This window comes from Dyadobacter fanqingshengii (assembly GCF_023822005.2).
Lineage (GTDB): Bacteria > Bacteroidota > Bacteroidia > Cytophagales > Spirosomataceae > Dyadobacter > Dyadobacter fanqingshengii.
Window position 1 is genome coordinate 579,090 of record NZ_CP098806.1, and the last position, 25,608, is coordinate 604,697.

Here is a 25,608-nt window from a genome sequence, read left to right on the forward strand (position 1 = left end):
TAGCTGTTATGGGCGATCTTCTGTGGTCTTTTCTTTCATTTTGATCACTTTTGCCAAAGTTGGTAAAATCGTATCATGCTTTTTAACAAAAGGGTTTGTCTGATCCCACACATAACCTGCAAGGACCGAGCATATCTGGTTTTTAATGTCATTATCAATAAGCGGGGTGAATACAATGGTCTGGAAATCACCGCTATACCAGCCGGAAACATAGCTTCTGAATACATCTATACCCTTTTGAATCACTTTTTCGTATTCATTTTCCCAATCCACGACTTTGCCTTGCAAATGTTTGTGGGTCATTTTGGCCGAAAGCAATCCTGATGCGGTCGCAAACGTTACGCCCGATGAGAATATCGGATCCAGGAATTCGGTGCTGTTCCCGGAGAGAACAAATCCATCGCCATACATTTTTTTCACGCCAATGGAATAGCCAAGAATGTGACGTGGTTCAAATTTTAGTTCCGAATCTTTGAAGCGCCCGCTTAGATCCTCAAATTCGCGGATGAAATTTTTATAGGCTTCGCCGCCATTTTCAGCCATTGCAGTAATTTTTTCCTTGTCACCCACGATGCCCACAGAAGTGGAGCCATCGGAAAAAGGAATGGCCCAGATCCAGGATTTATTGTTATCGAAAGAGTGGACAAAAATGTTGTTGCTGGTCTTTTCGTTACGGTTTTTATCCTCCAAATGTGAAAAAATAGCACCGCGGGGACTAAACGCCGAGGGCTTGCTCAAATCGAATAATCGCGGAAGTACGCGTCCATATCCGCTGGAATCGATGATAAATTTAGACCGGATCTCGTGAATCTGTCCATCGGCGTCTTTATACTCAATGTGCTGGACCTCCGGGCTGCATGTCACTTTCAGCACTTCGCATTCGAAGTTTACGTCAACCCCTTTTGCGCGTGTGGCCTCTGCGAGGGTAAGGTCAAAATCGGCGCGTTTTACCTGCCAGGTCCATGTCCAGCCTTTTGTAAATTGCTCCGAAAAGAGAAATTCACATCTTTTTTCACCCTTCATAAAAGCTGCACCCGTTTTCTTCTGAAAATTTTTGGTTTTGACAGCTTCCAACAGGCCCGATTGGTCCAAATGTTCCATACAGCAGGGGAGCAGGCTCTCACCGATCTGGAACCGGGGGAATTTTTCTTTTTCTAAAATTGTGACATTGTAGCCCTGTTTTTTCAAATAAGAAGCTGCAACTGTCCCGGCAGGTCCGGCACCAATGACCACAACATCAACTGTTTGCATGATTAGGCATTTTTAACTTTTTGGATGAGTTTATCTTTATCTACAAATGGAAAGCATGTTACAAAGGCACTTACCGTAACGCCGAGTATGCCATGCATGGAAATGTTCTGTCCTGTCAAATGCAGGTTAGGGATCCTGGTTTTGGTATTGATCTGCGTTCGCGTCGGCGAATTGGAGTTTTTGAGCACGCCGTACAGCGAGCCGTCCTTATTGCCAATATAGTCCCTGAATGTCAGCGGCGTAGCACTGTGGATGGCCTTCACTTTCTCTGAAATCCCTGGAAAAACTTCTTCCAGACGTCCCAGCACTTTTGCTTCCTTGTCTTTCTTAAACTGCTCATATTCCGCATCACGCGTTCCAGGTTCCGCGACGGTGCTGAAAGTCCCGGCCCACTTTTCGGTTTCGGAAGCATTCATATAAGTCATCACGGACATTGAGTCAGCGTATTCACCTGTTTTTGAAATGTAGGGCGTGCAAATAAAATAGGTCTGCGGCCAGGTTTCCTGATCATAGTCAATGCCGCCCCAGACGTCCTCAATGTGATGCTGATAGATGTTGTAATTCAAATATTTAAAACTTTTTTCATAAAAAGTAAGGTGGACCAAGAAAGTGGAAATGCTATTTTCAAGGCCCTGAACCCTGTTTTTATATACATTAAGAAACCTGTCAGCACCGAAAATATCTATGGTCACAGAAGGGTGAACATTTGAAATGAACTGCTTGCCCTTAAAAGTTTCGCCATTTTCCAAAACCACTTCGGTAATGCGCCCTTCGTCGTTGTAATTGGCTGACACTACTTTTTTGTATTTATAAATCTCCCCTCCATGCACTCTGATCGCCTTACTCATTTGAATAGCGATCTGGGAACCGCCATCGATAAATTTATAGGAACCCGACAGATAGCTTTTCATAATCAGCGCGTGCACGTAAAAGGGCGTCTTGTCACGGACACCCGCATACAACAGGTTTGATCCCGCCAGCACATTGCGAAGCCGCTCATTATCAGTAATAGACGCAATGAAATCATGTGCATTCAACCCAACCACATCGCCATCCATCTGGTAATTTTCACCGGAAATCCTGAGATTATATAGTGGGAATCTGTCGCACACTTCCTGGATCTTGGCACAATAGGTGTCAATCGCCGTTTTCTCTTCCGGGAAATAGTTGATCAGCGTGGCTTTAAAATGATCAAATCCTTGCGCATAATCATATTCAGAACCGTCCTGGAAACGGATAACGTCAAACTTGTCGTTGTCCATCCGTTTCATTTTCAGCTTGTCGAGTATCCCGAAATATTTGAAAAACTGATACAGATTTTCACCTTCGTCCAGGCTGCCTACGTAATGTACTCCCGTATCGAAAATGCTTTTTCCGCGGCTGTAAACCTGTAAATGTCCGCCTATCTGGTGGTTTTTTTCCAGCACAACAACGCTGAAACCTTCCAGCGCCAGAATGTTCGCGCAAGCCAGGCCACCGAGGCCGCTACCCACAATCACGAAGTCGTATTCTTTTTGCAAGGCGGAAGATTGTATTTAAATGATTACTGAAAAATTTTAGAACGGGCTAATTATTATCTGGTAGATCGGCATGCATGGGTCTCAAAATAAACAAAACATTCGAGGTGTTCGTGGAATGTTCCTGCATTTCGAAATGCAGCTTATGCCCGGCTGCAAAGTCCCGGATATCGGCTGACGAAAAATAGTGAAATGCATCTTCCTTGCGGTTAAATGAGAATAATCCGGTTGACAAAGCTTCCGTTGTTTTCGTTTTCCGGTGTTTCTCTTCATTATCCGTAATGCCATCGCGAATGAAAAGAATGCCGTCTGGTTGCAGTGCTGAGGCACAACGATGGAGCAATTTAAGCTGTTTTTCTTTTGATAAATAATGCAGGATATCATTTAAAAATATTACGTCCTGACTGCCCAGGTCCGCTTGCATAACGTCTCCATCAATAAAATTCAGGTGGCCGGTCTTACGGTAACTATGCTGTGCAATACTGATCTTTTCCTGATCATAATCAATGCCTGTAATGATCCTTTCCGCGTTTTTGTAGTGCAGATAGAATGACAGATAGCCATACCCGCAACCAATATCCAAAATATTTTTCCTGTCGCCAATCAGATCATTGTAGTATGCGAAATTTTTGCTTTCAAGCCGCCATTTGATCTTGAAATACCATTCGAGCACGGGGCCTTTGAAAACGTAATTGGTAAAAATCTTATGTTTTAAATACGCCGTATCCTCCATTTCATCTTGATAGGAAGCAAAGGCAGATTTGAAGAATGCTGCAATGTTTTTGGTCTTGTCCCGAAGCTGGCTGCCCCACTGCGCATCGGCCAGTCGTATACGCGGAAGGACGCGCACATTCAAAGCGCCGGGACGGATGAGAAAGTCATTTTTTGGCAACACATCCGAAGCTCCATGAATCAGGATGGGCTGAATGTCCAGATTGAGCTGTTCGGCGAGGTGAAAAGCGCCCTTATGAAATCTTCCTATATCGCCATTCTCAGACCGCGTTCCTTCCGGGAAAATCAGCAGCGAATAGCCGTCTTCGACCAGCGTTTTTACCTTATTAATGTTCTCCTCGGGCCCGTCATCCGTGTATACATAACCCGCGTGGCGAATGATCGGGCCGAAGAATGGCGAATTGTACACCCAACCTTTCACCATTAAAACGATCTTGGGATTGAGCATGATAGCCAGCAGAATGTCCAGAAACGAAGTGTGATTGGCGATAAAAATGACTGGTTTCTCCGGTTGTAAATTTTCAAGTCCTGAAAAATTCTTCTTCACGTGCGGCCCGGAATAGATCACAGTTTTTGCATAAAAAGAAAGAGAGCGGTTAAGCATTGCTTTCTTTTTCAACTTGGAAATAGGCAGTAAAAGGATCGTGACTAGCTTTGAGTGCAGGAAAAGGCATCCAGACAAAAAATAGGTAAAACTGGAAATGCTGATTAAAAACGGAAGGAAAGTAACGGGTGCTTTTTTTCGTGCAATTCTGTTTTGGACAAAAAAGCCGAACAACACAGGTTGGAAAACGAACGAAATAAAAAGAATACAGCAGATCCCCAGCACGCTGATCAATGCAATGGAATGAATGGCCGGGTGCTTCGCAAAGATCAGGACACCGGTTCCGATAATTGTTGTAGTGGCGGATAATGCAATGGCCGACTGGTAAGAACGGAGCGAATCCTTGCCGTATTTGTATTTGTTGAGCAGTCCATCCGTCACGAAAATGCTGAAATCGTCTCCCAGGCCGAAAATGAAAGTGGTCACAATCACATTCACAAAATTGAATTTTATGCCCAACAAAGCCGCTATACCCAATATCCAGATCCAACTGATCACCATTGGCAAAAAAGTTAACAGCGTTAACTCGATCCGGCCGTACACAATCAGCAAAGTGAGGAAGACAATGGACGCCGAGATCAACAGCAAGTAATTGAAGTCGTCTTTAACCATTTTTAACAGGTCTCCGGCCAGCTCACCACGATCAAACAACGCAATTCCGGGGATTGCCCGCAGTTCATTTTTAACACTGTTCAGCTTATTTTGCTGGACGATTAATGTGGTGATGAATGTTGTTCCTTTGGCATTGGATTCGATCAGGTTATCGAGGCCCAGTTCGCTCAGTAGTGTGTCAACAGGAACAGAACCGGATGGTTGACCGGCTATCCAGGACTTGAAATCACTGAACGCCGTTGCATTGAAACCATTCTTCGCAGCCGCCTGATCGAGCACATTGTAAGTTACTTCCTTGCGGTTAATGTCCCAGAATTGATGCCATCTGCGATTACGTTCCAGTTTAAGCTGTTGCGGCACCAGGAATGAGCCGGATGATACAAAGCTGCTTATCCGTCCTTGCTCACGCATTTGAACGAGGTTTTGGTAAACCTGAAAATTCATTTGTTCCGCTTTGGCCCTAACCGGATTAGCGGCAAAGATGTAAATCCTTTTTTCAGACTTCGGATCAATTCCCGTCATGGCCTCTTCGCGTTTCTGCAAGTCGTCATCCTGAATGCTGAGGTTATCAAAACCACTGTCGAATTCCGTAAATCGGGCGAAATAGAGAAATATGAGCGTTAATACGGCAATGATTGCCAAAACCATTGGCCTTGATTTTTCCTGGATTTTAGGAAAGCGGAATGCGCGGCTCTCTTCCGGGATTCGATTGTTGTCGAAAGCAAAAGAAGAAAGAATGATGGGCAGTGCGATCAATGTGAAAAGCGCAGCTCCTAACAAGCTAAGCGATGAAAACAAACCGAAGTCCTGCAAAACGGCTGAATTGGCAAAATGCAATGCACTAAATGCCATGACAGTGGTAAAGCTGCCGGTTAGCAGCGGTTCACTGACTTCCTTTATGGCCGTGGCAATTGAATTGGTATGCCTTAAATGCGTAAAAAAATGAAACGCATAATCCAGCAGAATGCCGAAAACAACTGCACCAGTAGCCAGTGAAATGCCGGAGATCTCCGGCCGGACAAAACCAATGATGCCCAATGCAAAAATGGCTCCGAACAGGCCGGGTAATATAATGTAAAGCGGAATGAGGAATTTGCGATAATAAAGGATCAGCAGCAGCAAAATGCAGCCTAATGCCACAAAAGAGGTAAAATATGAGTCCTGCTTGACCTGAATGGCATTGCGCGCCGCAATCTCAAATGTCCCGAAATAAGAGAAGTTGTGATGCCGCTGCTGCTTGTTCCACCGCGATTTGAATGCTTCAACATCTTCGTAAAGCGCAACATTCTTCTCAGAATTGCCTGAATCAAAGCTTGTGGCAGCGAAAATGATCATCTTTTTACGGTCACCCGTAAACATTACACCGTCTTCCAGCACCATTCCGTTGGCATTGCTGCCGGCATTCAGTTTTCGGAAATAGGGGCCGGTTAAGCCAAGCGGATCATTGAGAATGAACTGTTTCAGGAATGTTCCGCCCGGTGTAGTAAGCTGGTTGTAAGCCGAGTTTACGGATGCTTTGATCGAGTCCGGATTTAAGCGGATGCCAATGTGGCTGTAATAGGAAGAATCGATTAGCTGCGGAAAGTGACCGTACACGAATTGGTAAACATCCTCTTGGGCAAATGGCCTCTCAATTTGAATGTTCCTGATCGCGCCATGGGTATACCGGGTTAAAGAGTCGGAAAATGCCTCTCCGAGCAGTTTTGCATCATCGGACGTAGTTTCATCGGGAATGTCAATGGAGAAAACAATCTGGTTAATGATGTTTTTGCTTTCGATAAGCCGGTTAAACTCTTCAAAGCTTTTACCCTTCGGTAAGGTGGCGAAAATGCTTTCAGTTACTTTTAACCGCGAGATTCCCAGGAGCAGAACACTTGTAAGGGCAACCAGACTTAGGAAAAATGCGGGCTTGTGTCTGGACAGGAACTTGTGTAACCTTAAAAGTAAATCTCCGATCATTGAAAGGGGAACGTGAATGTCAGACAAAAGTAAGCAAATGTAAAATTCCGGCAACTTCCGGTGGCACGTTTGCAGATTAGGGTATGTTTGTCAAAACCGCAAAAAAAGATTTATTTTACGTAATATTAATTATGCAAACTATAAATGAATAGTATTTCCTTAGCTCATATCGAGCAGTATGCTTTTGAAAAGAAGGAATTTATCTTAGCCGAAGACGCCCTCAATAAAGTTTCTAAGTCCTTTACATTTCTCACGAATTTCTCCAAAGATAAAATTATATACGGAATCAATACCGGTTTTGGCCCTATGGCGCAATATCGGATCGAGACCGACAAACTGAGTAACCTGCAATACAACCTGATCCGCAGCCATTCCAGCGGCATCGGAAAACCGCTCAACGAAATTTATGCCCGCAGCGTCATGGTTGCCCGCCTCAATTCGTTTTTGCAAGCCAATTCGGGTGTCAGCACAGGCGTCATCCGGCAACTCGTTGCGTTTTTGAACAAAGGCATTGTCCCCGAAATTTTTGAGCACGGAAGCGTGGGCGCGAGCGGAGACCTTGTGCAGCTCTCGCATCTTGGCCTTAATCTAATCGGTGAAGGGCATGTGTATGAAGCGGGTGTAAGGACAAGAACATCCGACGTTTTGGAAAAAAACAACATTACTCCGCTTAAAATGGAGTTGCGCGATGGCCTGGGGCTGATCAATGGGACATCCTGCATGACCGGCATTGCGGCCATCAACATTATTTATGCTAAAAGGCTGTTGCAATGGGCAGTTGCCGCATCGGCTATGCTGAACGAGGTCATTGAAGCATTTGATGACTCATTTTCCAAGGAATTGAATGCCGTTAAACATCATAAAGGACAGCAGGTGATTGCGCAGCAAATGCGTGATTTTTTAGCCGGAAGTCGGTTAATACGCAGCAGGGAAGAGCTTTTCAAAGATGACACTGCGTTGCAACGGAAGGAATTCGAGCGTAAGATCCAGGAATATTATTCTGTGAGGTGCGTTCCGCAAATTTTGGGACCTATTCTGGACACATTACGATATGCGCAGGAAGTGGTTGAAAATGAGTTGAATTCAACCAATGACAACCCCATCGTAAGCCCCGATGATGACAATGTTTTCCATGGCGGCAATTTCCACGGCGATTACATTTCCCTGGAAATGGATAAGGTGAAAATCGTTCTGACCAAGCTTTCAATGCTCATGGAACGACAACTCAACTTCCTGATGAACAGCAAATTAAATGGTAAATTTCCGCCCTTTTTGAATGCAGGAACCTTGGGATTGAATTTTGGCTTCCAGGGCGTGCAATTCACGGCCACTTCGACCACGGCCGAAAATCAGGCACTATCCGGTTCGGTTTATGTACATAGTATTCCTAACAATAATGACAATCAGGATATTGTGAGTATGGGGACCAATAGCGCGGTGCTCGCGAAGCAAGTTTTGGAAAACTCGTTTCAGGTCATGTCCATCCACATAATGGCCATTTGCCAGGCAATTGATTTGCTCGAACCTGATGAAAAAGAGCGCTTGTCGCCTAATGCTAAATCAATTTACGGCCAGATCCGGCAACATGCGCATTTCGTAAAGGACGATCTGCCGCAATCCGAGAGCATTGCTGCCGTTTTGGAATATATTAAAGAAACCCCGTTTAAATTATGAATTGTGCATTGGTAACAGGCGCATCGAGAGGGTTGGGCCGTGCCATTGCGGTGCAGCTGGCAAAAGACCATGGACTTTACATCCTGATCAACTATGCGTCCAACCAGGCGGCTGCGGAAGAAACGCTGGCTGAAATTGTGGCTTTGGGGGGCAATGGCGAACTTTTGCCATTCAATGTTCAAACAAAAACGGAGGTGGATGAGGCGCTGAACAAGTGGAGAGAAAAGAACGAAGAAAAGCATATCAGTGTTTTGGTGAATAATGCCGGAATTACGCGCGACGGGCTGTTTATGTGGATGCCTGAGCAGGACTGGGACGATGTGATGAGCATTTCTGCCAAAGGACTTTTCAATGTGACCCAGAATGCAATCCAGCAAATGCTCAGAAAGCGGTCGGGCCGGATCGTTAACATTGCATCGGTTTCGGGTATGAAAGGTGTGGCCGGACAAACCAACTATTCCGCAGCGAAAGGGGCGATTATTGCGGCTACAAAAGCGCTGGCGCAGGAAGTCGCCAAGCGCAAAATTACGGTGAATGCGGTTGCGCCGGGTTTCATTACCAGTGATATGACCAAAGATCTTAATGAGGCCGAATTGAAACAAATGATCCCGATGAACCGTTTTGGACAAGCCGAGGAGGTTGCGCATCTGGTAAGTTTCCTGGTTTCGGATAAAGCAGCCTATATAACAGGCGAGGTCATTAATATCAACGGAGGAATTTATTCATAATTGATGGATCATAGAGTTGTCGTAACCGGAATAGGGATTTACTCTTGCCTGGGTGAAAACCTGGACGAGGTTACAAAATCATTATATGCCGGCAAAAGCGGGATCGTTTTTGATCAGGTTAGGAAGGATTTTGGCTTTCGCTCTGCTTTAACAGGCATGGTGCCGGAGCCGGACCTCAAAAATTACTTGTCCAGAAGGCAGCGCCTGGGCATGCACCAGCCCGCCGTTTACGCCTATATGGCAACCAGACAAGCACTTGAACTTTCCGGATTGGACGTGGATTTTCTCGAAACAACCGAAACCGGCATCATATATGGCAACGACAGCACCGCAGCGTCTGTGGTGGAAGCAGTGGATAAAGCCAAAGAAAAACACGACACAACATTGATAGGAAGCGGCGCTATTTTCCAAAACATGAATAGCACCGTTAATATGAACCTTTCAACAATTTTCAAGTTGAAGGGCATTAATTTTACGCTCAGCGCGGCATGCGCGTCCGGCTCACATTCAATAGGAATGGGTTATCTGATGATCAAGCAGGGATTGCAGGATCGGATCATTTGCGGCGGTGCGCAGGAGATTAATTCAGCTGCTATGGCCAGTTTCGATGGTCTGGGGACATTCTCAGTGCGCGAATCGGACCCGACAAAAGCATCCAGGCCTTTCGACCGCGACCGTGACGGGCTTATTCCCAGCGGCGGCGCAGCCACAGTCATTCTTGAATCGTACGAAGCCGCAATCAAGCGCGGCGCCCCGATCCTGGCCGAACTGATTGGCTATGGTTTTTCGTCCAACGGCGACCACATTTCCAATCCAAGCATTGACGGGCAAACGCGCTCACTGCGGATGGCCATGAACCAGGCAGGCATTGCGGCAAGAGAAGTTGACTACATTAATGCGCACGCAACCTCAACGCCAGTAGGTGACGGGAGTGAAGCCAGGGCTATTTTTGAGGTTTTTGGTGGGGAAATACCCGTAAGCTCAACCAAATCCATGACTGGTCATGAATGCTGGATGGCTGGTGCGAGCGAGATTGTATATTCATTGTTGATGATGCAAAATTCTTTTATTGCACCTAATATCAACTTCGAAAACCCGGACGAGGACTCGGCAAAGATCAACATTGTGGCTGAAACCAAAGCACAGGAGATCAATTGTTTCCTTAGCAATTCGTTTGGCTTTGGCGGGACAAATTCGACCTTAATTCTCAAAAAGTTCTCCTGATCTGACCGGTTAGCCGCGTCGTAACTTCGTAACCGGCGGTTCCCGGCAACCATAAATTTGTATTTTTGTTCTGCTCCGAATCCGGCGGATGTATGCAATGGTTTTAAGATCAAATTATTGTGTGAACCGTAGAATTTAATTTAAAAAAGAGCAATATCTTTAAACTATCATCAAGAATAAATTAATTTTGTAGCCATGCATGCTAACGACGTAAAAATGAGTTGGGAAGAAGTTATCGAAGAAACGAGAGATTTTTTATCCGAGGAGTTTGAGGTGGACCGGAATCTGATTCTTCCTGAAAACAGTCTCAAAGAAACGCTCGATTTGGACAGTCTTGACTATGTGGACCTGGTAGTGCTGATTGAAGAAAATCTCAACATCAAAATTACAGGAGAGGATTTCAAAGAGATCGTGACATTTGGCGATTTCTATCAGCTCGTCCGTAAGAAACTGAACTTATAAGAATGAGCCGTTGGGATGGTAAGACCAAAGGATCATTAGTCGGTTACAAAATTTTTCTGTTCTTCATTAATACGCTTGGGCTGGATTTTGCCTACCGCCTTTTGCAGCTGGTAACGTACTACTATTATCTCTTTGCAAAAAAGCAAAAACGGGCGTTACTGGACTTTTACCAAAATATCCTCCATTTTCCTGTTTCAGAGGCCAAAAAGCTGGCCAGACAAAATTTTTACATTTTCGGCCAGACATTGGTTGACCGGGCCGCATTTCTGCTCGGGAAGACGGAGCAGTTAAATCATGTATTTGAAAATGAGCAATATCTCGTTGATATCCGGGATGGTGGAAAAGGAGGGATACTATTGAGCGCACATCTTGGTAATTGGGAAACCGCTGGTAATTTGCTTAAAGGGCGCATTACGCCAACCATTAACATTGTCATGCTGGATGCGGAGGTGGAAAGCATCAAGCAGTTTATGGACACGTCGACAGGCGGTTCGCGCTTTAAAGTCATTGCGATCAAAGATGACCTTTCACATATCATAGCCATTCGCAATGCACTGGTAAATAATGAGTTCATTGCCATTCATTCCGATCGTTACCTGGACGGAGCAAAGTTTATCGAGCTGGATTTTTTCGGCAGAAAGGCAAAATTCCCTTACGGACCCTTTGTAATCGCTTCAAAGTTTGATGCACCGGTAACATTCGTATTTGCGGCAAAAGACGGAAAATACAGTTATCACCTAAGCGCAACATTGCCCATTACGGATAAACTCAAGCCAGAGGAAATCGCAAGGCTTTATGTGGCCGAACTCGAACGAAAAGTGAAAGAATATCCTGAACAATGGTTTAACTATTTCAACTTTTTTGTTTAATGATCGTGCCGCAAGAATCTATAAATCAATACATTCCACACAGGCAGCCCTTTATCATGATCGGGAGCTTGGTTAGCGTTACGGCTGAGCGGTTTGAGTCGGAATTTTTTATTGAAGAGGATAATGTGCTGGTGGAAGACGGGTGTTTTACGGAGTCGGGGTTGCTGGAAAACATTGCACAAACCTGCGCTGCATCGTTCGGGTTCCTGGACCGTGAAGAAGTGGGAGAACCTAAAATCGGTTTCATAGGAGCAATGACAAAAGTAGAAGTTTATGAGCTTCCGCCTATCAATTCGACGATCCGGACCATCGTTGTTCCACTACATCAATTAGGAAATATTTACCTCGTTAAAGGGGAAAGTTTCGTGGAAGGGCGTATATTGCTCGGCTGTGAAATGAAGATTGTGGTGACACAATAACCCCTAACAAGATTGAAAAATATGATTGCTTCGGAAATCGAAATTGATATACGTTTTAGTGAAACAGATGCAATGGGCGTGGTTTGGCACGGAAACTACCTCAAATTTTTTGAAGACGGAAGAGAAGCATTTGGCAAAACCTACGGATTGGAATACCTGACCATTTTTGATAAAGGCTATTTCACACCCATCGTTAAATCTGAGATTGATCATAAAGCGCCGGTTTATTACGGTCAGATCATCAAGGTGATTACCAGATACGTTCCCGCGAAATCTGCAAAAATCCAGTTTGAATACGAGGTGATCAACCTGACAACTGGTGAGTTGTGTGCAGTTGGAAAGACGATGCAGGTTTTTTTGAATAAGGAAACACGCACATTGGAATTGATTACACCCGATTTTTACCGGGAATGGAAAGAAAAAAATCAGGTTTAGTAAAATCAGGATGACCTACATTGGTGCCGAAGTCATAATAAGTCCATTGGGCAGGACCACAGCTGAAAACTGGGCTGCTATCAGCGCAAACCAGTCTGGAATTTCTTTGGTAAAGCAGGCCGGATTTGACAATGCAGATCTCTATTTGTCAAAAATGCTGGATCTGATTGATGATTATAAATTCGAAAAGCTTTTGCTGGACGCGTTAGCAGCGGTTTCAGAGCAAATTGATCCTGCCATTTTAACGTCGGACAGAACTATGGTGATCATTAGTTCTACCAAAGGTGAGCTGGACAGTAATATCCATGACCAGTTCGGAAAGAGCATTGCAGCGTTGGTTTCAAAGTTTGCGCTTGTTAATCAGCCTATTGTGCTGTCTAATGCGTGCATTTCAGGCGTATTAGCGATCAATGCGGCCAGCAATTTTATTCAGGCAAAAATTTACGATCACGCCATTGTTATTGGCTGCGATCTGATTTCAGACTTCGTGGTTTATGGGTTTCAATCGCTGTTTGCCATCAGTAATAAGCCTTGCGCGCCTTTTGATGCGGCACGCAATGGAATAACAATGGGTGAGGGTTGTAGCGCAGTGATGGTTTCAAATTCGAAGGAAACGTTCCGTAACGGTGCTTTGCAGCTTCTTTCCGGTACAAGTGCCAATGATGCCAATCACATTTCCGGGCCATCCAGAACGGGCGAAGGGCTGTTCCGGAGTGTGAAAAGGACATTGGAAAACAATCAGGTTGCGCCGGAGGACATTGACTTTGTGTGCGCACACGGAACGGCAACCGTGTTTAATGACGAAATGGAAGCTATCGCTTTTGATCGTATTGGGTTAAGTGACAAGCATTTAAGTAGTTTAAAAGGTTATTTCGGGCACACGCTCGGTGCAGCTGGCGTGATCGAAACGGCTGCCTCCATGCAGATGATGCGGCATGGTGTTTTGGTAAAAAGCCTGGGATATACGGAAAGCGGGACTTCGAAAAAAATGAATGTCATTTCAGACAATGTCGTTAGCCAGCCGAAAACAATCCTAAAAACAGCTTCTGGCTTTGGCGGCGGGAATGCATCTTTGATTATCAGGAGTTTATGAGTTTTATTACCACATATTGTCATTTGTCTGCTGATCAGTGCTTGGTAAACGGGGAAGTAATTTGCAAGCGCGAGAGAAGTTCCGCCGACAGTTGGTTTAAGCAGATTTATAAGGAACAGGAATTTGTATACCCCAAGTTTTACAAAATGGATGCGCTGTCACAGGCAGGCTTTCTTGCATCCGAATTAATAAAAAGGGCAAATCAGGGATTTGCAAGCAGATATAAAGACGACGAAATTGCCATGCTTTTTGCAAACCAGTCGTCCAGCGCAGATTCGGATTTGCGGTTTAAGCATTCTTACGAGCACAATGGCGCGCCGAGCCCATCATTGTTTGTATACACTTTACCCAACATTGTTTTGGGGGAAATAGCGATTATAAACAAATGGTATGGCGAAAATATGTTCGCTGTTTTGCCTAAATTCGCACCCGGTTTTTTCGTCGACTATGGCCGGATTCTCCTGTCAACCGGCGCGAAAGCAATACTTTGCGGATGGTTGGGGATACTGGGGGACAACATTGAGGTGTTTGTATGTTTAATAGAAAACGAACCAGATAGTGGCTTGGATTTCAACAGTGAAAATCTTTTGGAACTCGCCCGATTTCAGTCCGTCATAACAAACTGAAATTAAAGTTTACACATTAATTCACAATGGATAATTTAAAGGAAGACCTTAAAAGTCAGATCATAGAGCAGTTAAACCTAGAAGATATTACACCGGCTGACATTGCGGACGATGCATTGCTGTTCGATGACGGAGGCCTTGGACTGGACTCCATCGATGCGTTGGAACTGATTGTTTTGCTTGAAAAATATCACGGGATACAAGTCGTAAATCCGGAAGAAGGAAAGGTTGCGTTCAAGTCGATCGACACCATGGCTGAATATATCCGCAAACGGAAAAGCTGAACAAATCTCAAAATGGGCGTCCGAATAACCGGTATTGGCATTGTTTCCGCGATTGGCTTAACAGTTGCAGACAACCTGCAATCGCTGAAAGAAAGCAGGTCGGGGATCGGACCGGTGCAATATTTAGAAGAAGCTGAAGGATTGCTGGTTGGCGAGGTTAAAATGTCCAACAAAGCATTGCAAAACGACCTTAGCACCGGGGCGAAAGCCATTTCCCGCACATCATTACTGGGCCTGAAAGCTGCGAAAGAGGCCTGGGGCGATAATAAGCACACGCATAAAATTAGAACCGGGATTATCTCTTCCACGTCAGTCGGAGGAATGGACAGGACGGAAGACTTTTACAAAGCATATCTCGCCGGGACCAACCCCGATTACCATATTCTAAAAACACACGACAGCGGCAGCACTACGGAAAGGATAGCGGCTGAATTAGGCATTTCAGGTTACATTAATACGCTGTCAACTGCCTGTTCATCAGGCGCTAATGCGATCATGCTGGGCGCACGACTGCTTTTAAGCGGGAAGTTGGACAGGGTTCTGGTAGGAGGCTCGGACGCGCTGACAAAATTCACAATCAGTGGTTTTCGCTCGCTGATGATTTACGATGATCAATGGTGCAGGCCATTTGATGAAACGAGAAGCGGTTTGAATCTCGGCGAAGGCGCTGCCTTTTTGCTGCTGGAAAACGAAAAGAGCATCCAGATCTCAGGAAATAAAACAATCGGTTACGTCAATGGCTGGGCGAATGCGGCAGATGCCTACCATCAAACCGCCTCGTCGCCGGACGGGAAAGGCGCTACGCTGGCCATAACAAATGCTTTGGCGAAATCCGGCATTGCCATGGAGCACATTTCATACATTAATGCCCACGGCACCGGGACGAAGAATAACGATCTATCCGAGTCCGTGGCATTGCGAAATGTATTTGGTGACAACATTCCTGCTTTCAGCTCAACAAAGCCATTTACAGGTCATACGTTAGCCGCTGCCGGTGCTATTGAGGCGGTTTTTTCGATCCTGGCCATTCAGCAAAAGCTCATTTTTCCCAATTTAAATTACAATACACCCATCACCGAAACGGGTCTGGAACCCGTTGCTTCCTTACAAACCGAAAGGCCTGTCGGGGCAGTTCTGTCCAATTCGTTTGGGTTTGGGGGAAATAACTCATCATTGGTTTTTTCAGACCACGATTGATTTTTTTGTACAAATTCAAAGCTCGTTATAGTTGTATTACATCTCCGCCGCATCGACCATCTCGCATCAGCCCACATTTCAAAATGCAGGCTTTTCTACTTTTATCGAGCCGATGCATGAATCGTCAGGACTGCTCAGCCCGGATTATAAAGGGTTTATCGATGCCGGACTTTTGCGCAGAATGAGCAAGATTTTGAGGATGTCGGTGGCTTGTGCGAAGGATTGCATTCAGCAAGCAGGGATTGAGCAGCCTTCCGCAATCATCGTTGGGACTGGATTAGGCTGTCTTTTGGATACTGAAAAATTTCTTAACAATGTTCTGACCATCGAAGGTTTGCTTCCGCCAACGTCATTCATACAATCGACGCATAACACCATGGCGGGCCAAATTTCATTGAGCCTCGGCAACCATGGTTATAACATGACCCACACGCAAAATTCCATTTCGTTTGAAAATGCGCTGCTCGATGCCATGTTGCTTTTGGATGAAAACGAAGAAAATATTCTCGTAGGAGCCGCTGACGAAGCCATTGATTTTCTGAACGAGATTTCTGACAACCTGCATTTGCAGCTTCAATTTCCCTTAACATCCGGGGCATCATTTTTTATGCTCACAAGCCAAAAAAACAATCATTCGCTGGTGTCTGTGAAAGACACACGGGCAATCGGGCTTGTCAGCGACGTGAGCGGACAGATTATGGATTTTCTAACCAGTAATGATTGCCATGTGCAGGATCTGGATTTGGTTCTTTTTTCAGGAATGAGTGAGGATAGCACCAACGGTTTGGCTGCTCTGCTTTCGAATTTAGTTGTAGAAGAAAAAAAATGCGTGGATTATCTGCGTTTTTCAGGAATTTACCCTACTACTTCTGCTTTTGCAGTGCATTTGGCTGTTGATAGAATGAAGAAGGATCAATCGCTGAAAAATGTGCTGATTTGCAATACATTAATTCAAAGTAACCTGGGGTTAACACTCTTGCAATCTGTTGAAGCATAACATTATAACAGCCACTGCTATCACCGTATTCGCACTCAGCGGGATCATCTTCTGGGAGACGGGTTTTGCATGGCTGATCTTCATCGCGATTGCCCTCGCATATCTGGCCCTTACCGCGTACGGCTCTTTCAAGATCCAGGCCAATTACTTCCTTACGTCGATCAATAGGGGAAAGCGAAAGTCAATTGCCCTCACATTCGATGACGGCCCTGATCCCGAAACCACCCCGATGATCCTGGATGTTTTGAAAGAAAAAGATATTAAAGCGACGTTTTTTGTCATCGGTAAGAAGGCTGAAAAACACCCCGAACTAATCCGCCGTATTGATGAAGAAGGCCATACCATTGCCAATCATTCATATAGCCATCACTACCTGATTGCTTTTTTTTCGACAGAGAAACTTAAAAAGGACCTGGTGCTTTGCACAAGCACCATTTATGAGATTCTTGGAAAAACACCAAAGTTTTTCCGCCCGCCATTTGGCGTGACCAACCCGCGCTATGCGCGTGTGTTGCGCGATTTAAAACTTGACTCAGTAGGGTGGTCGGTCAGGAGTATGGACACAAAGGCGAAAAGTAAGTACGAAATTATTAACAGGGTCATCTCAAAATTAAAGGCGAAAGACATCGTTTTGCTGCATGATAACAGGAAAGTCACAGCCGATTCAATGGAAGATCTTATAGAACACTGTTTGCAGAAAGGGATAAAAATTGAGCCGTTGTCTAAGCTGATCCAAAAAGAACCCTATGAATAAATTCAGGTTACTGTTGCTTGTATTTTTTGCGGCGGTTGGATTTGCGAGCGGACAGGCATTCAAAAACGCTGCAAATCCTGAAAAGGTTTTTGAGGATTTGCGCAAGGCTTCGCAGGCAGTGAATTCCATTCAGGCAGCTTTCACAGAAGAGAAATTCTTGTCAGTTTTGAAGAAGCCTGAGCATTCGTCAGGGTTTTTTTATTACAAAAAGAATGACAAAATGCGTTGGGAGCAAAAAATGCCTGTTAATTACGTAATATTAATTAACGGCGATAGAATGCGCGTCCAGGAGGCTGGAAAGGAAAAAAACGTGAGACAGGCGGGCAGGATGGCGGCCCAGATCAAGGAGCTGATGATCGGTCTTGTTAATGGTGATTTTCAGAAAAATAAGGCATTTTCCCAAAGCTGTCTTGAAAATTCGGAGCAGTATATGGTGGTGCTTACGCCTGTTAATCGCAGGCTCAAAAACATCTATTCCAAAATCACACTGGTCTTTCCAAAGAGCACATTGCACTTGAAGGAACTGTCATTTTTTGAAAAAGGCGGCGACAAAAGCGTCATGAAATTTCAGAACGAAAAATTTAATCAAACGATAGACGATAGTCTTTTTTTGAACTTGTAAGGTATTCATTGATAGAACACAGGCATGTTTGTAAATAGTCTCTATTTCATCACCAGCAATGAGCTGACTCCGGAGAACATTGTTTCGGGAATAAAGATTAATGAACAACATGCCGTATTTGAGGGACATTTTCCCAATTCACCCGTCTTGCCTGGCGTGGTGCAATTACAGATCGTGAAAGAAATTCTGGAAGCGCATCTGGAAAGGAAACTGGCCATGAAAACGATGCGGACGTGCAAATTCCTGGAAGTGCTTAATCCCGGAAAAAATCCAAACGTCCGGATCCTTATCAAATACAAGCAGTCGGAAATGTTAGAAGTTACTGCCTCAGGAGAAGACAACGGAAAGGTTTTTTTCAAAATGCAGGCGAACTATCTTTAACAGACGATTCGTTTCAATCTACTCAGCGGCCGATCTTTCAAATTAGCCATCTGATCATAAACACAACATGACCTTAAAGGACATCAATTGCTGCGTAATTGTACCCACTTACAATAATATCAAAACAATAGACCGGATTCTCGAATCCCTTCTTCTCTTCTCAGGCGATCAGGACATCATAGCGGTAAACGACGGGTCTACGGACAGGACACCATATCAGTTGATGAAATATGGTTCGAGGCTGACCGTCATCGATTATATTTTAAACACCGGCAAAGGCCACGCGCTTCGTGCAGGTTTTAAACAAGCGATCGCCATGGGTTACGCTAACGCCATTACAATCGATTCCGACGGTCAGCACCAGGTTTCGGACATACCGATTTTTCTGGAAGCCGCTGCTAAAAATCCAGGCGCAGTAATCATGGGTTCCAGGGATATGGAGCAGGAGGGCGTCCCGGGCAAAAGCTCTTTCGGGAACAAGTTTTCTAACTTTTGGTTCAAGGTCGAGACAGGCATTTCCCTCCCGGATACGCAAACGGGTTTCAGGCTTTATCCGCTGGCTGAAATCGCGAAAATGAAGCTTTACACTACGAAGTTCGAAACGGAAATTGAAGTTTTGGTAAGGCTTGCATGGCGCAACGTCCCGATTATTCCGGTAAAGATTAATGTGATCTATGACAAGGAAGAGCGTGTCACGCACTTTCGCCCTTTCAAGGATTTTGCGAGGATAAGCGTTCTTAATACGGTGCTGGTTGTTCTCACATTGTTATATTTTTTACCTAAAAGGCTGATTGGAAAGGTAAAAAAAAAAGGCCTTTGGAAAATCATTAAGGAGGAAGCAGTCAAGCCGGAGGAATCCAATTTAAGCAAGGCAAAGTCCATTGGATTTGGTTTTTTTATGGGCATTGTCCCGGTTTGGGGTTTTCAACTGCTGATTGGCATTCCGCTTTCCATTTATTTCAGAATGAACAAGGTGCTTTTCCTGGCTGCGGCGAACATTAGCATTCCTCCATTCATTCCCATTATCATTTACGGAAGCTACAAGTTTGGCGGGCTCTTTTATAAAAGTGGTGTGCAACTCACTTCCTTTGAGAATCTTACGCTGAGTTCGATCCATGTAAATTTCGTACAATATTTTATCGGTGGATCATTGTTGGCAATGGCAGCCGGACTGGTAGGGTTCATGATAACCTATCTTTTTTTGGTCATTTTTCGCACATAGTGCCACTTGATGCATGTCATGCCCGATCCTGAATTCTACAAATTTTTATAAAATCTATACGAATTGATCAAAAATAAGCGATTTCGGATTTTGTTATGAGGTCTCATTCTCTATATTTACGAGATTTTAAAAACCTTTAACCTAATTTAGTTTATCGCATGAGTAACATTACCTATTTAGTGCCGGCTTTGGGCCTTGTTGGCTTGCTGGTTATGTTCTTCAAAAGAGGCTGGGTTGTCCGGCAGGATGGTGGAAGTCCTGAAATGAAAGAAATCGCGGACGCGATTGCAGATGGTGCCCTTGCCTTCCTGAAAGCCGAATGGCGTGTACTCATAGTCTTTGGTATCATTGTCAGTATTTTACTGGGTTACTCAGGCACATTGGTTGAAAACTCCAGTGCCTTCATTGGCATATCGTTCCTGGTCGGTGCATTCATTTCTGCATTTGCGGGCTACATCGGGATGAATATTGCAACAAAATCCAACGTCCGTACTACGCAGGCAGCGCGCACAAGCCTTACCAAAGCGCTTGAAGTGTCATTTACCGGCGGTTCCGTTATGGGCATTGGTGTGGCAAGCTTAGCCGTGATCGGTTTGGGCGGATTGTTTATCATTTTATATCATTTTTTCGTTGGCGACAGCACGGATGTCAATGGCCTGGGCATGGAAAAAGTGCTGGAAGTGCTTGCCGGTTTTTCACTGGGAGCTGAATCCATCGCGCTTTTTGCGCGCGTAGGCGGCGGTATTTACACCAAAGCTGCTGACGTTGGCGCTGACCTTGTAGGGAAAGTTGAGGCTGGAATTCCGGAAGATGATCCACGAAACCCTGCGACCATTGCCGATAACGTGGGCGATAACGTTGGCGACGTAGCGGGTATGGGAGCCGATTTATTCGGCTCATATGTAGCAACAATTCTGGCAACAATGGTCTTGGGCCGTGAGATCATTTCTGAGGGAACAGATAATTTTGGCGGCATTTCGCCGATTTTGCTTCCTATGGTTATTGCTGGAATGGGCCTCATTGCGTCTATCATTGGTATGTTGCTGGTTCGCGTGAAAAATGATCAGGGTAATGTGCAGGGCGCTTTGAACCTGGGTAACTGGGGTTCTATCATTCTTGTTTTAATCGGAAGTTATCCGCTGACCATGTGGATGTTGCCCGAAGGAACATTAACCATTCGTGGCGTTGATTTTACGTCGCTGGACGTTTTCTGGTCTATCCTCCTGGGATCTATTGTCGGCGCAATCATGTCCATGGTGACCGAATACTACACAGCAATGGGCAAGAGGCCTGTTCAATCCATTGTAAATCAATCGTCAACGGGACACGCCACTAACATTATCGGTGGACTTTCGGTGGGTATGGAATCTACGGTGATTCCCACATTGGTGCTGGCAGCCGGTATTTATATCAGTTATGAGTTCGCAGGTTTATACGGTGTCGCAATCGCAGCTGCTGGTATGATGGCAACCACTGCGATGCAATTGGCCATCGACGCATTTGGCCCGATTGCTGATAATGCAGGTGGCATTGCTGAAATGGCACATTTACCGGAAGAAGTTCGCGGTCGTACGGATATTTTGGATGCGGTTGGTAACACCACTGCTGCTTCGGGAAAAGGTTTCGCCATTGCTTCCGCTGCACTTACCTCGCTTGCACTTTTTGCAGCTTTCTGCGGTGTAGCGGGCATTAATTCGATTGATATTTACAAAGCAAATGTGTTAGCTGGGTTGTTCGTTGGTGCTATGATCCCGTTTATTTTCTCCTCCCTTGCCATTGCAGCCGTAGGTCGCGCTGCTATGAAAATGGTTGAAGAGGTGCGTCGCCAATTCCGCGAAATTCCGGGGATTATGGAAGGAACTGCTAAGCCTGAATATGATAAATGTGTGGCTATTTCTACGCAGGCATCTATCCGCGAAATGGTTGCTCCCGGACTTATCGCATTGATTGTTCCTGTCCTGGTCGGTTTCCTTTTCGGGCCGGAAGTGTTGGGAGGAACATTAGCCGGTGTTACGGTTTCCGGTGTTTTAATGGGTATATTCCAAAACAATGCAGGCGGTGCCTGGGATAACGCGAAAAAGTCATTTGAAAAAGGGGCAGTTATCAATGGCGAAACTTACTATAAAAAGTCCGAACCGCATAAGGCTGCTGTAACAGGAGACACCGTTGGAGATCCATTCAAAGATACTTCGGGTCCGTCGATGAACATCCTTATTAAACTAATGTCCATCGTTTCCCTGGTAATCGCACCGCACATCGCAGTAGATAAGGCAGATTTGGAGGGTTTTGATTCGAAAACAAAGCAAACTCAAATAACAACTACGCAGATGGCAGTGGAGAGTCAGGAGCATATTGCTGTTTTTCCAGTCAAGAGCATTGCGAAATAATAATTCAGATCCCAATTCAAAACTGCCCGGCATTTTCTGTCGGGCAGTTTTTTGTTATAATAGCATGTAAATTGATGAGGGTAATTATTTGTTTCTGCAAATGTTAATAGTTAAATTGATAAAAAGTTATTGTCATGGAAGTACTGACTATTGAAGTAAATGATCCCAAAGCCAAACGCTTGCTCGATGATTTGGCAGATTTGGGTTTAATATCTATTAAAGTTGCGAAGCCTGCTTGGAATGAGCGCTGGGATGTTTTTTCCAAAGCGTTGCCAGACGTCGAAGAAATTTTAGAGCAGGATATTTTTGACGAAATTGCAATTGTTAGATCAAAGCGCCATATTTTGTGATCCGTGTTGTCATTGATACGAATCTGTATGTAAGTGCAATGATCAACAGGAATTCACGGCAAAGATTAGATCAAATATTGAAAAATCAACGCTTCGATATTCTGATTGATAAAACGCTTGTTGATGAATTCGTCGAGGTTATTCATAGACCCAAGTTTAAAAAATACGTTGTTATTGAGCAGATTGAAGAATTTATAAATTTGCTTTATGAACGTTGCACGGTGATAAACACCACTTCGAAAGTTTCTCATAGTCCGGATCCGAAAGACGACTTTCTCCTTGCCCTGGCCCTGGATGGAGCATCCCAGTATTTAATTACTGGTAACAAAATCGATTTGCTTGATCTAAAGCAATATGGTCCGACATCAATCCTGTCCCTTACACAATTTTTAGAGGTGTACTTTCCAAATTTTCAGTCAGATTTCTAACATCAATCTCTCCCGGAACGATTTTTGTTTAGTTACAATGCTTCCATTGTGGATCGCTGTATAAAGCGATTTATGGAGCAGTAAATATCTCATCAAATAGAAATAACATGAAAAAAGTATTTGTTTTAGCTGCGTTGATCGGATTGTCGACAGCAGCATTTGCACAACAAGACGACTCGAAGACAAAAACGGAAAAAGCTGTCGATAATACGAAGGCTGCCGGTAAAAAAGCAGGCAAGGAGATCAAAAAAGATGCGAAATTCGTCGGTGACAAAACCAAAGAAGGCGCTGAGGCAGTTGGGGATGGTGTAGAAAAAGGAGCCGATAAGGTGGAAAAAGGCACCAAGAAAGCTTACAAAGCGACGAAAAAAGAAGCTAAGGAAGCGAAAGAAGATATTAAAGAAAAAGTAGATAAGTAACGGAGCTTTCCGTTGTTTTGCATGCCTGCCAGAACCCAAGTGTTTTGGCAGGCATTTGTATTTTACGAAGAAAGTAAAACAAGATATGGATCATTGGTGAAAATATTGTACTTATTGAAAAACAGGAACTTAATTCGCTAAAATGCTCGTTAAAGGGGAATAAGTTTTTTACAATTCATGAGTCGCAAGCAGTATTTTTTCATCATTCTCATCCTTGGCTCCCTGGCCACGGTAAGTCCATTTTCCATTGATATGTATCTCCCTGGTTTCCCGCGTATTGCAAGGGATTTGGGAACCACGATAGATCAGGTGCAGCTTTCTCTGACGAGTTATCTGATTGGAATCTGTATCGGCCAGATTCTCTATGGGCCCTTACTGGATCGGTTTGGCAGAAAAAAACCATTATACGCGGGTTTGGCGCTGTATGTGCTGGCATCTTTCGGTTGTGCGCTTACATCATCCGCGGATGCGTTGATCGTGATGCGTTTCTTTCAGGCGATGGGCGGGTGCGTGGGTCTGGTTGCCTCGCAGGCATTGGTTAGTGACCTTTTTCCGTCCGATAAACGTGCCGAGGTTTTCTCACTGATCACACTTGTTATTGCAGTTTCCCCAATGATCGCACCGACCGTCGGCGGTTACGTGACGGCCTCTATTGCATGGCAGTGGATTTTTATCATTTTAGCGGGAATAGTTTCGGTCATTATCGTAGCGATTTACTTCTTTCTTCCAACAGGCAGAGAAGCAGACACTTCCGTATCCCTGCGCCCAAAGGCCGTAATGAATGGATTTGCAACAGTTATCAGACAACCTCAATTCTTGATTTATACATTAGCAGGTGGTCTGGCAACCGCTGCTCCTTTTGCATATATCGCCGGTTCTTCGGATGTGTTCATGAACATTTACAAAGTTACCGAGCAGCAGTATGGCTGGATTTTCGCATTTCTTGCCGTTGCTATGATCGGTTCCACGCAATTGAACCATATTTTGCTTAAAAAATTTAAAAGCGAACAGATCATTAAGGTGACATTATTTTACCAAAGCATTGTTGGTATACTGCTCATTGCGGGCGTCTATAACAACTGGTTTGGTCTCTACTCGCTGATTGGAATGATGTTTATTTTCCTTACAGGTCAGGGACTTACCGGGCCGAATGGTTCTGCATTATCCCTTGCACCCTTCAGGAAACACACTGGCAGCGCTTCTGCATTGATGGGCAGCTGGAGAATGGGCGCAGGGGCGATCATTTCTGCTATTGTGAGCATCTTGCACAACAACACCGCCTTACCGATGGTCGGAATGATGGCGGCTTGTTCGCTGGGCGGACTGGTTATTTTGCACGCGGGTAACGCAGTTGTGAAGCATCAGGCAAGCAGGAGAGAAGTGGAAGATGAGGTTTCAGTCCTGCTATAAGACAAGGCTACGGCAATTTCTTCACAGCCTGATAGATCATCTCAATGTAAGCTTCCCGATCGATGTCATAAGCAACCTCAGTGTTGGGTTCTTTTTGCAGCGTGTTGTAAAAATCAACCACCGTTGTGCCTGTTGTTAGTTCTCCCCTGGTTTCAACATCCACATAACAATGCTTGGTCTTGAAGATTGAAGAATCTATCAACCAGGCAATTGCGCACGGATCATGCAGTGCTGCGCCTCCATCAAGTTCAATGTGATGCTCCCGGTAATAGACTGAAAAGAAATCCATGAGATCAGCTGCGGCACGGCCCGTTTTGTTGCCTATTGCCCTGAAATGATCAATGTCTTTTTGAAATACGAGCGCTTTATGCGTCACATCAAGACCGCACATGGTGATCGGAATGCCCGAATTAAAAACAATGGAAGCCGCTTCCGGATCGGCATAAATATTGAATTCGGCCAGAGGAGTCATATTTCCCCTGAAAATTCCTCCGCCCATCAATGATATCCTTTCAATGCGATTTTTCAAATGCGGAAATGCCAATAGAAATGTGGCAATATTCGTCAATGGCCCGGTCGGGACGATCGTGATTTTTTCAATTGATTCGCTTAAAACTTTTGCAATGCCTTCAATTGCTGAACCCTGTGCTGGTGCACGGGTAACTGTCGGCAGGGAAGGCGCATTAAGTCCGGTCTCACCATGTGCATAATCTGCAACGATGAGATCGCGGAACAAGGGCTTTTCTGCGCCCCGATAAACCGGAATGTCTGCGTCGATTAATGTCAGGATTTTCAGTGCATTGGACAGCGTCTTCTCCTGTTTCTGGTTGCCGGCCGAAATCGTTACAGCCTTGATATCAAACAAACCACAGCCTACTGCGAGCATTAACATCAATGCATCATCATGGCCTGGGTCGCAATCAATGATCAGGGGTTTCTTTTTCATGTGCTG

General features: G+C 44.8%; 25 protein-coding genes. 21 read left to right on the plus strand and 4 right to left on the minus strand.

Annotated features, from left to right (window positions below):
* Positions 1-6: 6 nt before the first annotated feature.
* The 3 genes from NFI81_RS02405 to NFI81_RS02415 are packed head-to-tail and all read right to left on the minus strand — an operon-like array spanning position 7 to position 6,702.
* Complete coding sequence (locus tag NFI81_RS02405) at positions 7-1,251, minus strand: NAD(P)/FAD-dependent oxidoreductase (protein WP_234614475.1); 1,245 nt, start codon at positions 1,249-1,251, stop codon at positions 7-9.
* 2 nt (positions 1,252-1,253) lie between these two features.
* Complete coding sequence (locus NFI81_RS02410) at positions 1,254-2,771, minus strand: phytoene desaturase family protein (protein ID WP_234614474.1); 1,518 nt, start codon at positions 2,769-2,771, stop codon at positions 1,254-1,256.
* Between the two features lie 46 nt (positions 2,772-2,817).
* On the minus strand, positions 2,818-6,702 hold the full coding sequence (locus NFI81_RS02415) for a trifunctional MMPL family transporter/lysophospholipid acyltransferase/class I SAM-dependent methyltransferase (protein ID WP_234614473.1): 3,885 nt from the start codon (positions 6,700-6,702) through the stop codon (positions 2,818-2,820).
* Positions 6,703-6,819: 117 nt separating this feature from the next.
* Between NFI81_RS02415 and flxA the strand changes: the two genes are divergently transcribed.
* The 21 genes from flxA to NFI81_RS02520 all read left to right on the plus strand — a co-directional run bounded on the left by flxA (position 6,820) and on the right by NFI81_RS02520 (position 24,656).
* Positions 6,820-8,349: a flexirubin biosynthesis tyrosine ammonia-lyase FlxA gene (flxA, locus tag NFI81_RS02420; RefSeq protein WP_234614472.1), complete on the plus strand. Its 1,530-nt coding sequence runs from the start codon at positions 6,820-6,822 to the stop codon at positions 8,347-8,349.
* Positions 8,346-9,077, plus strand: coding sequence for a flexirubin biosynthesis SDR family reductase FlxB (flxB, locus tag NFI81_RS02425; protein ID WP_234614471.1), 732 nt, complete (start codon positions 8,346-8,348; stop codon positions 9,075-9,077). Before flxA ends, flxB begins: the two co-directional genes overlap by 4 nt.
* Positions 9,078-9,080: 3 nt before the next feature.
* Positions 9,081-10,301, plus strand: a complete 1,221-nt coding sequence (locus NFI81_RS02430) for a beta-ketoacyl-[acyl-carrier-protein] synthase family protein (protein ID WP_234614470.1) — start codon at positions 9,081-9,083, stop codon at positions 10,299-10,301.
* Between the two features lie 195 nt (positions 10,302-10,496).
* Entirely contained in the window at positions 10,497-10,763 is a 267-nt protein-coding gene (locus NFI81_RS02435) for a phosphopantetheine-binding protein (RefSeq protein ID WP_234614469.1), read from the plus strand.
* Between the two features lie 2 nt (positions 10,764-10,765).
* The gene (locus tag NFI81_RS02440; RefSeq protein WP_234614468.1) at positions 10,766-11,632 is read left to right on the plus strand and encodes a lysophospholipid acyltransferase family protein; all 867 of its coding nucleotides are present in this window, start codon (positions 10,766-10,768) and stop codon (positions 11,630-11,632) included.
* Positions 11,632-12,051 carry a hotdog family protein gene (locus NFI81_RS02445; RefSeq protein ID WP_234614467.1) on the plus strand — a complete coding sequence of 140 codons (420 nt, stop codon included), beginning with the start codon at positions 11,632-11,634 and terminating at the stop codon, positions 12,049-12,051. The genes NFI81_RS02440 and NFI81_RS02445 overlap by 1 nt, the downstream gene beginning before the upstream one ends.
* Positions 12,052-12,072: 21 nt before the next feature.
* On the plus strand, positions 12,073-12,486 hold the full coding sequence (locus tag NFI81_RS02450) for an acyl-CoA thioesterase (RefSeq protein WP_234614466.1): 414 nt from the start codon (positions 12,073-12,075) through the stop codon (positions 12,484-12,486).
* 10 nt (positions 12,487-12,496) lie between these two features.
* Complete coding sequence (locus tag NFI81_RS02455) at positions 12,497-13,579, plus strand: beta-ketoacyl synthase N-terminal-like domain-containing protein (RefSeq protein ID WP_234614465.1); 1,083 nt, start codon at positions 12,497-12,499, stop codon at positions 13,577-13,579.
* The gene (locus NFI81_RS02460; protein WP_234614464.1) at positions 13,576-14,205 is read left to right on the plus strand and encodes a hypothetical protein; all 630 of its coding nucleotides are present in this window, start codon (positions 13,576-13,578) and stop codon (positions 14,203-14,205) included. Before NFI81_RS02455 ends, NFI81_RS02460 begins: the two co-directional genes overlap by 4 nt.
* 26 nt (positions 14,206-14,231) lie before the next feature.
* Positions 14,232-14,489, plus strand: a complete 258-nt coding sequence (locus NFI81_RS02465; RefSeq protein WP_234614463.1) for a phosphopantetheine-binding protein — start codon at positions 14,232-14,234, stop codon at positions 14,487-14,489.
* Positions 14,490-14,501: 12 nt separating this feature from the next.
* Positions 14,502-15,686, plus strand: a complete 1,185-nt coding sequence (locus NFI81_RS02470; RefSeq protein ID WP_234614462.1) for a beta-ketoacyl-[acyl-carrier-protein] synthase family protein — start codon at positions 14,502-14,504, stop codon at positions 15,684-15,686.
* Between the two features lie 31 nt (positions 15,687-15,717).
* Positions 15,718-16,683 (plus strand): beta-ketoacyl synthase chain length factor, encoded by a 966-nt coding sequence (locus tag NFI81_RS02475; protein WP_234614461.1) that lies wholly within the window; start codon positions 15,718-15,720, stop codon positions 16,681-16,683.
* Entirely contained in the window at positions 16,673-17,437 is a 765-nt protein-coding gene (locus NFI81_RS02480; RefSeq protein WP_234614460.1) for a polysaccharide deacetylase family protein, read from the plus strand. Before NFI81_RS02475 ends, NFI81_RS02480 begins: the two co-directional genes overlap by 11 nt.
* A complete protein-coding gene (gene lolA2 / locus NFI81_RS02485; protein WP_234614459.1) occupies positions 17,430-18,059 on the plus strand; it encodes a flexirubin biosynthesis/transport protein LolA2 in 630 nt (209 codons plus the stop codon). Before NFI81_RS02480 ends, lolA2 begins: the two co-directional genes overlap by 8 nt.
* 24 nt (positions 18,060-18,083) lie before the next feature.
* A complete protein-coding gene (locus NFI81_RS02490; protein ID WP_234614458.1) occupies positions 18,084-18,440 on the plus strand; it encodes an ApeI family dehydratase in 357 nt (118 codons plus the stop codon).
* Positions 18,441-18,507: 67 nt separating this feature from the next.
* Positions 18,508-19,662 (plus strand): DUF2062 domain-containing protein, encoded by a 1,155-nt coding sequence (locus NFI81_RS02495; protein ID WP_234614457.1) that lies wholly within the window; start codon positions 18,508-18,510, stop codon positions 19,660-19,662.
* Between the two features lie 158 nt (positions 19,663-19,820).
* Complete coding sequence (locus NFI81_RS02500) at positions 19,821-22,049, plus strand: sodium-translocating pyrophosphatase (RefSeq protein ID WP_234614456.1); 2,229 nt, start codon at positions 19,821-19,823, stop codon at positions 22,047-22,049.
* Between the two features lie 134 nt (positions 22,050-22,183).
* Positions 22,184-22,399, plus strand: a complete 216-nt coding sequence (locus tag NFI81_RS02505) for a hypothetical protein (RefSeq protein WP_234614455.1) — start codon at positions 22,184-22,186, stop codon at positions 22,397-22,399.
* A complete protein-coding gene (locus tag NFI81_RS02510) occupies positions 22,396-22,827 on the plus strand; it encodes a putative toxin-antitoxin system toxin component, PIN family (RefSeq protein ID WP_256549265.1) in 432 nt (143 codons plus the stop codon). The genes NFI81_RS02505 and NFI81_RS02510 overlap by 4 nt, the downstream gene beginning before the upstream one ends.
* A gap of 107 nt (positions 22,828-22,934) precedes the next feature.
* Positions 22,935-23,246, plus strand: coding sequence for a hypothetical protein (locus tag NFI81_RS02515; RefSeq protein ID WP_234614454.1), 312 nt, complete (start codon positions 22,935-22,937; stop codon positions 23,244-23,246).
* 177 nt (positions 23,247-23,423) lie between these two features.
* Complete coding sequence (locus NFI81_RS02520) at positions 23,424-24,656, plus strand: multidrug effflux MFS transporter (protein ID WP_234614453.1); 1,233 nt, start codon at positions 23,424-23,426, stop codon at positions 24,654-24,656.
* Between the two features lie 7 nt (positions 24,657-24,663).
* Here the strand turns inward: NFI81_RS02520 and NFI81_RS02525 are convergent, their stop codons facing one another.
* Entirely contained in the window at positions 24,664-25,602 is a 939-nt protein-coding gene (locus tag NFI81_RS02525) for a nucleoside hydrolase (RefSeq protein ID WP_234614452.1), read from the minus strand.
* Positions 25,603-25,608 lie beyond the last annotated feature (6 nt).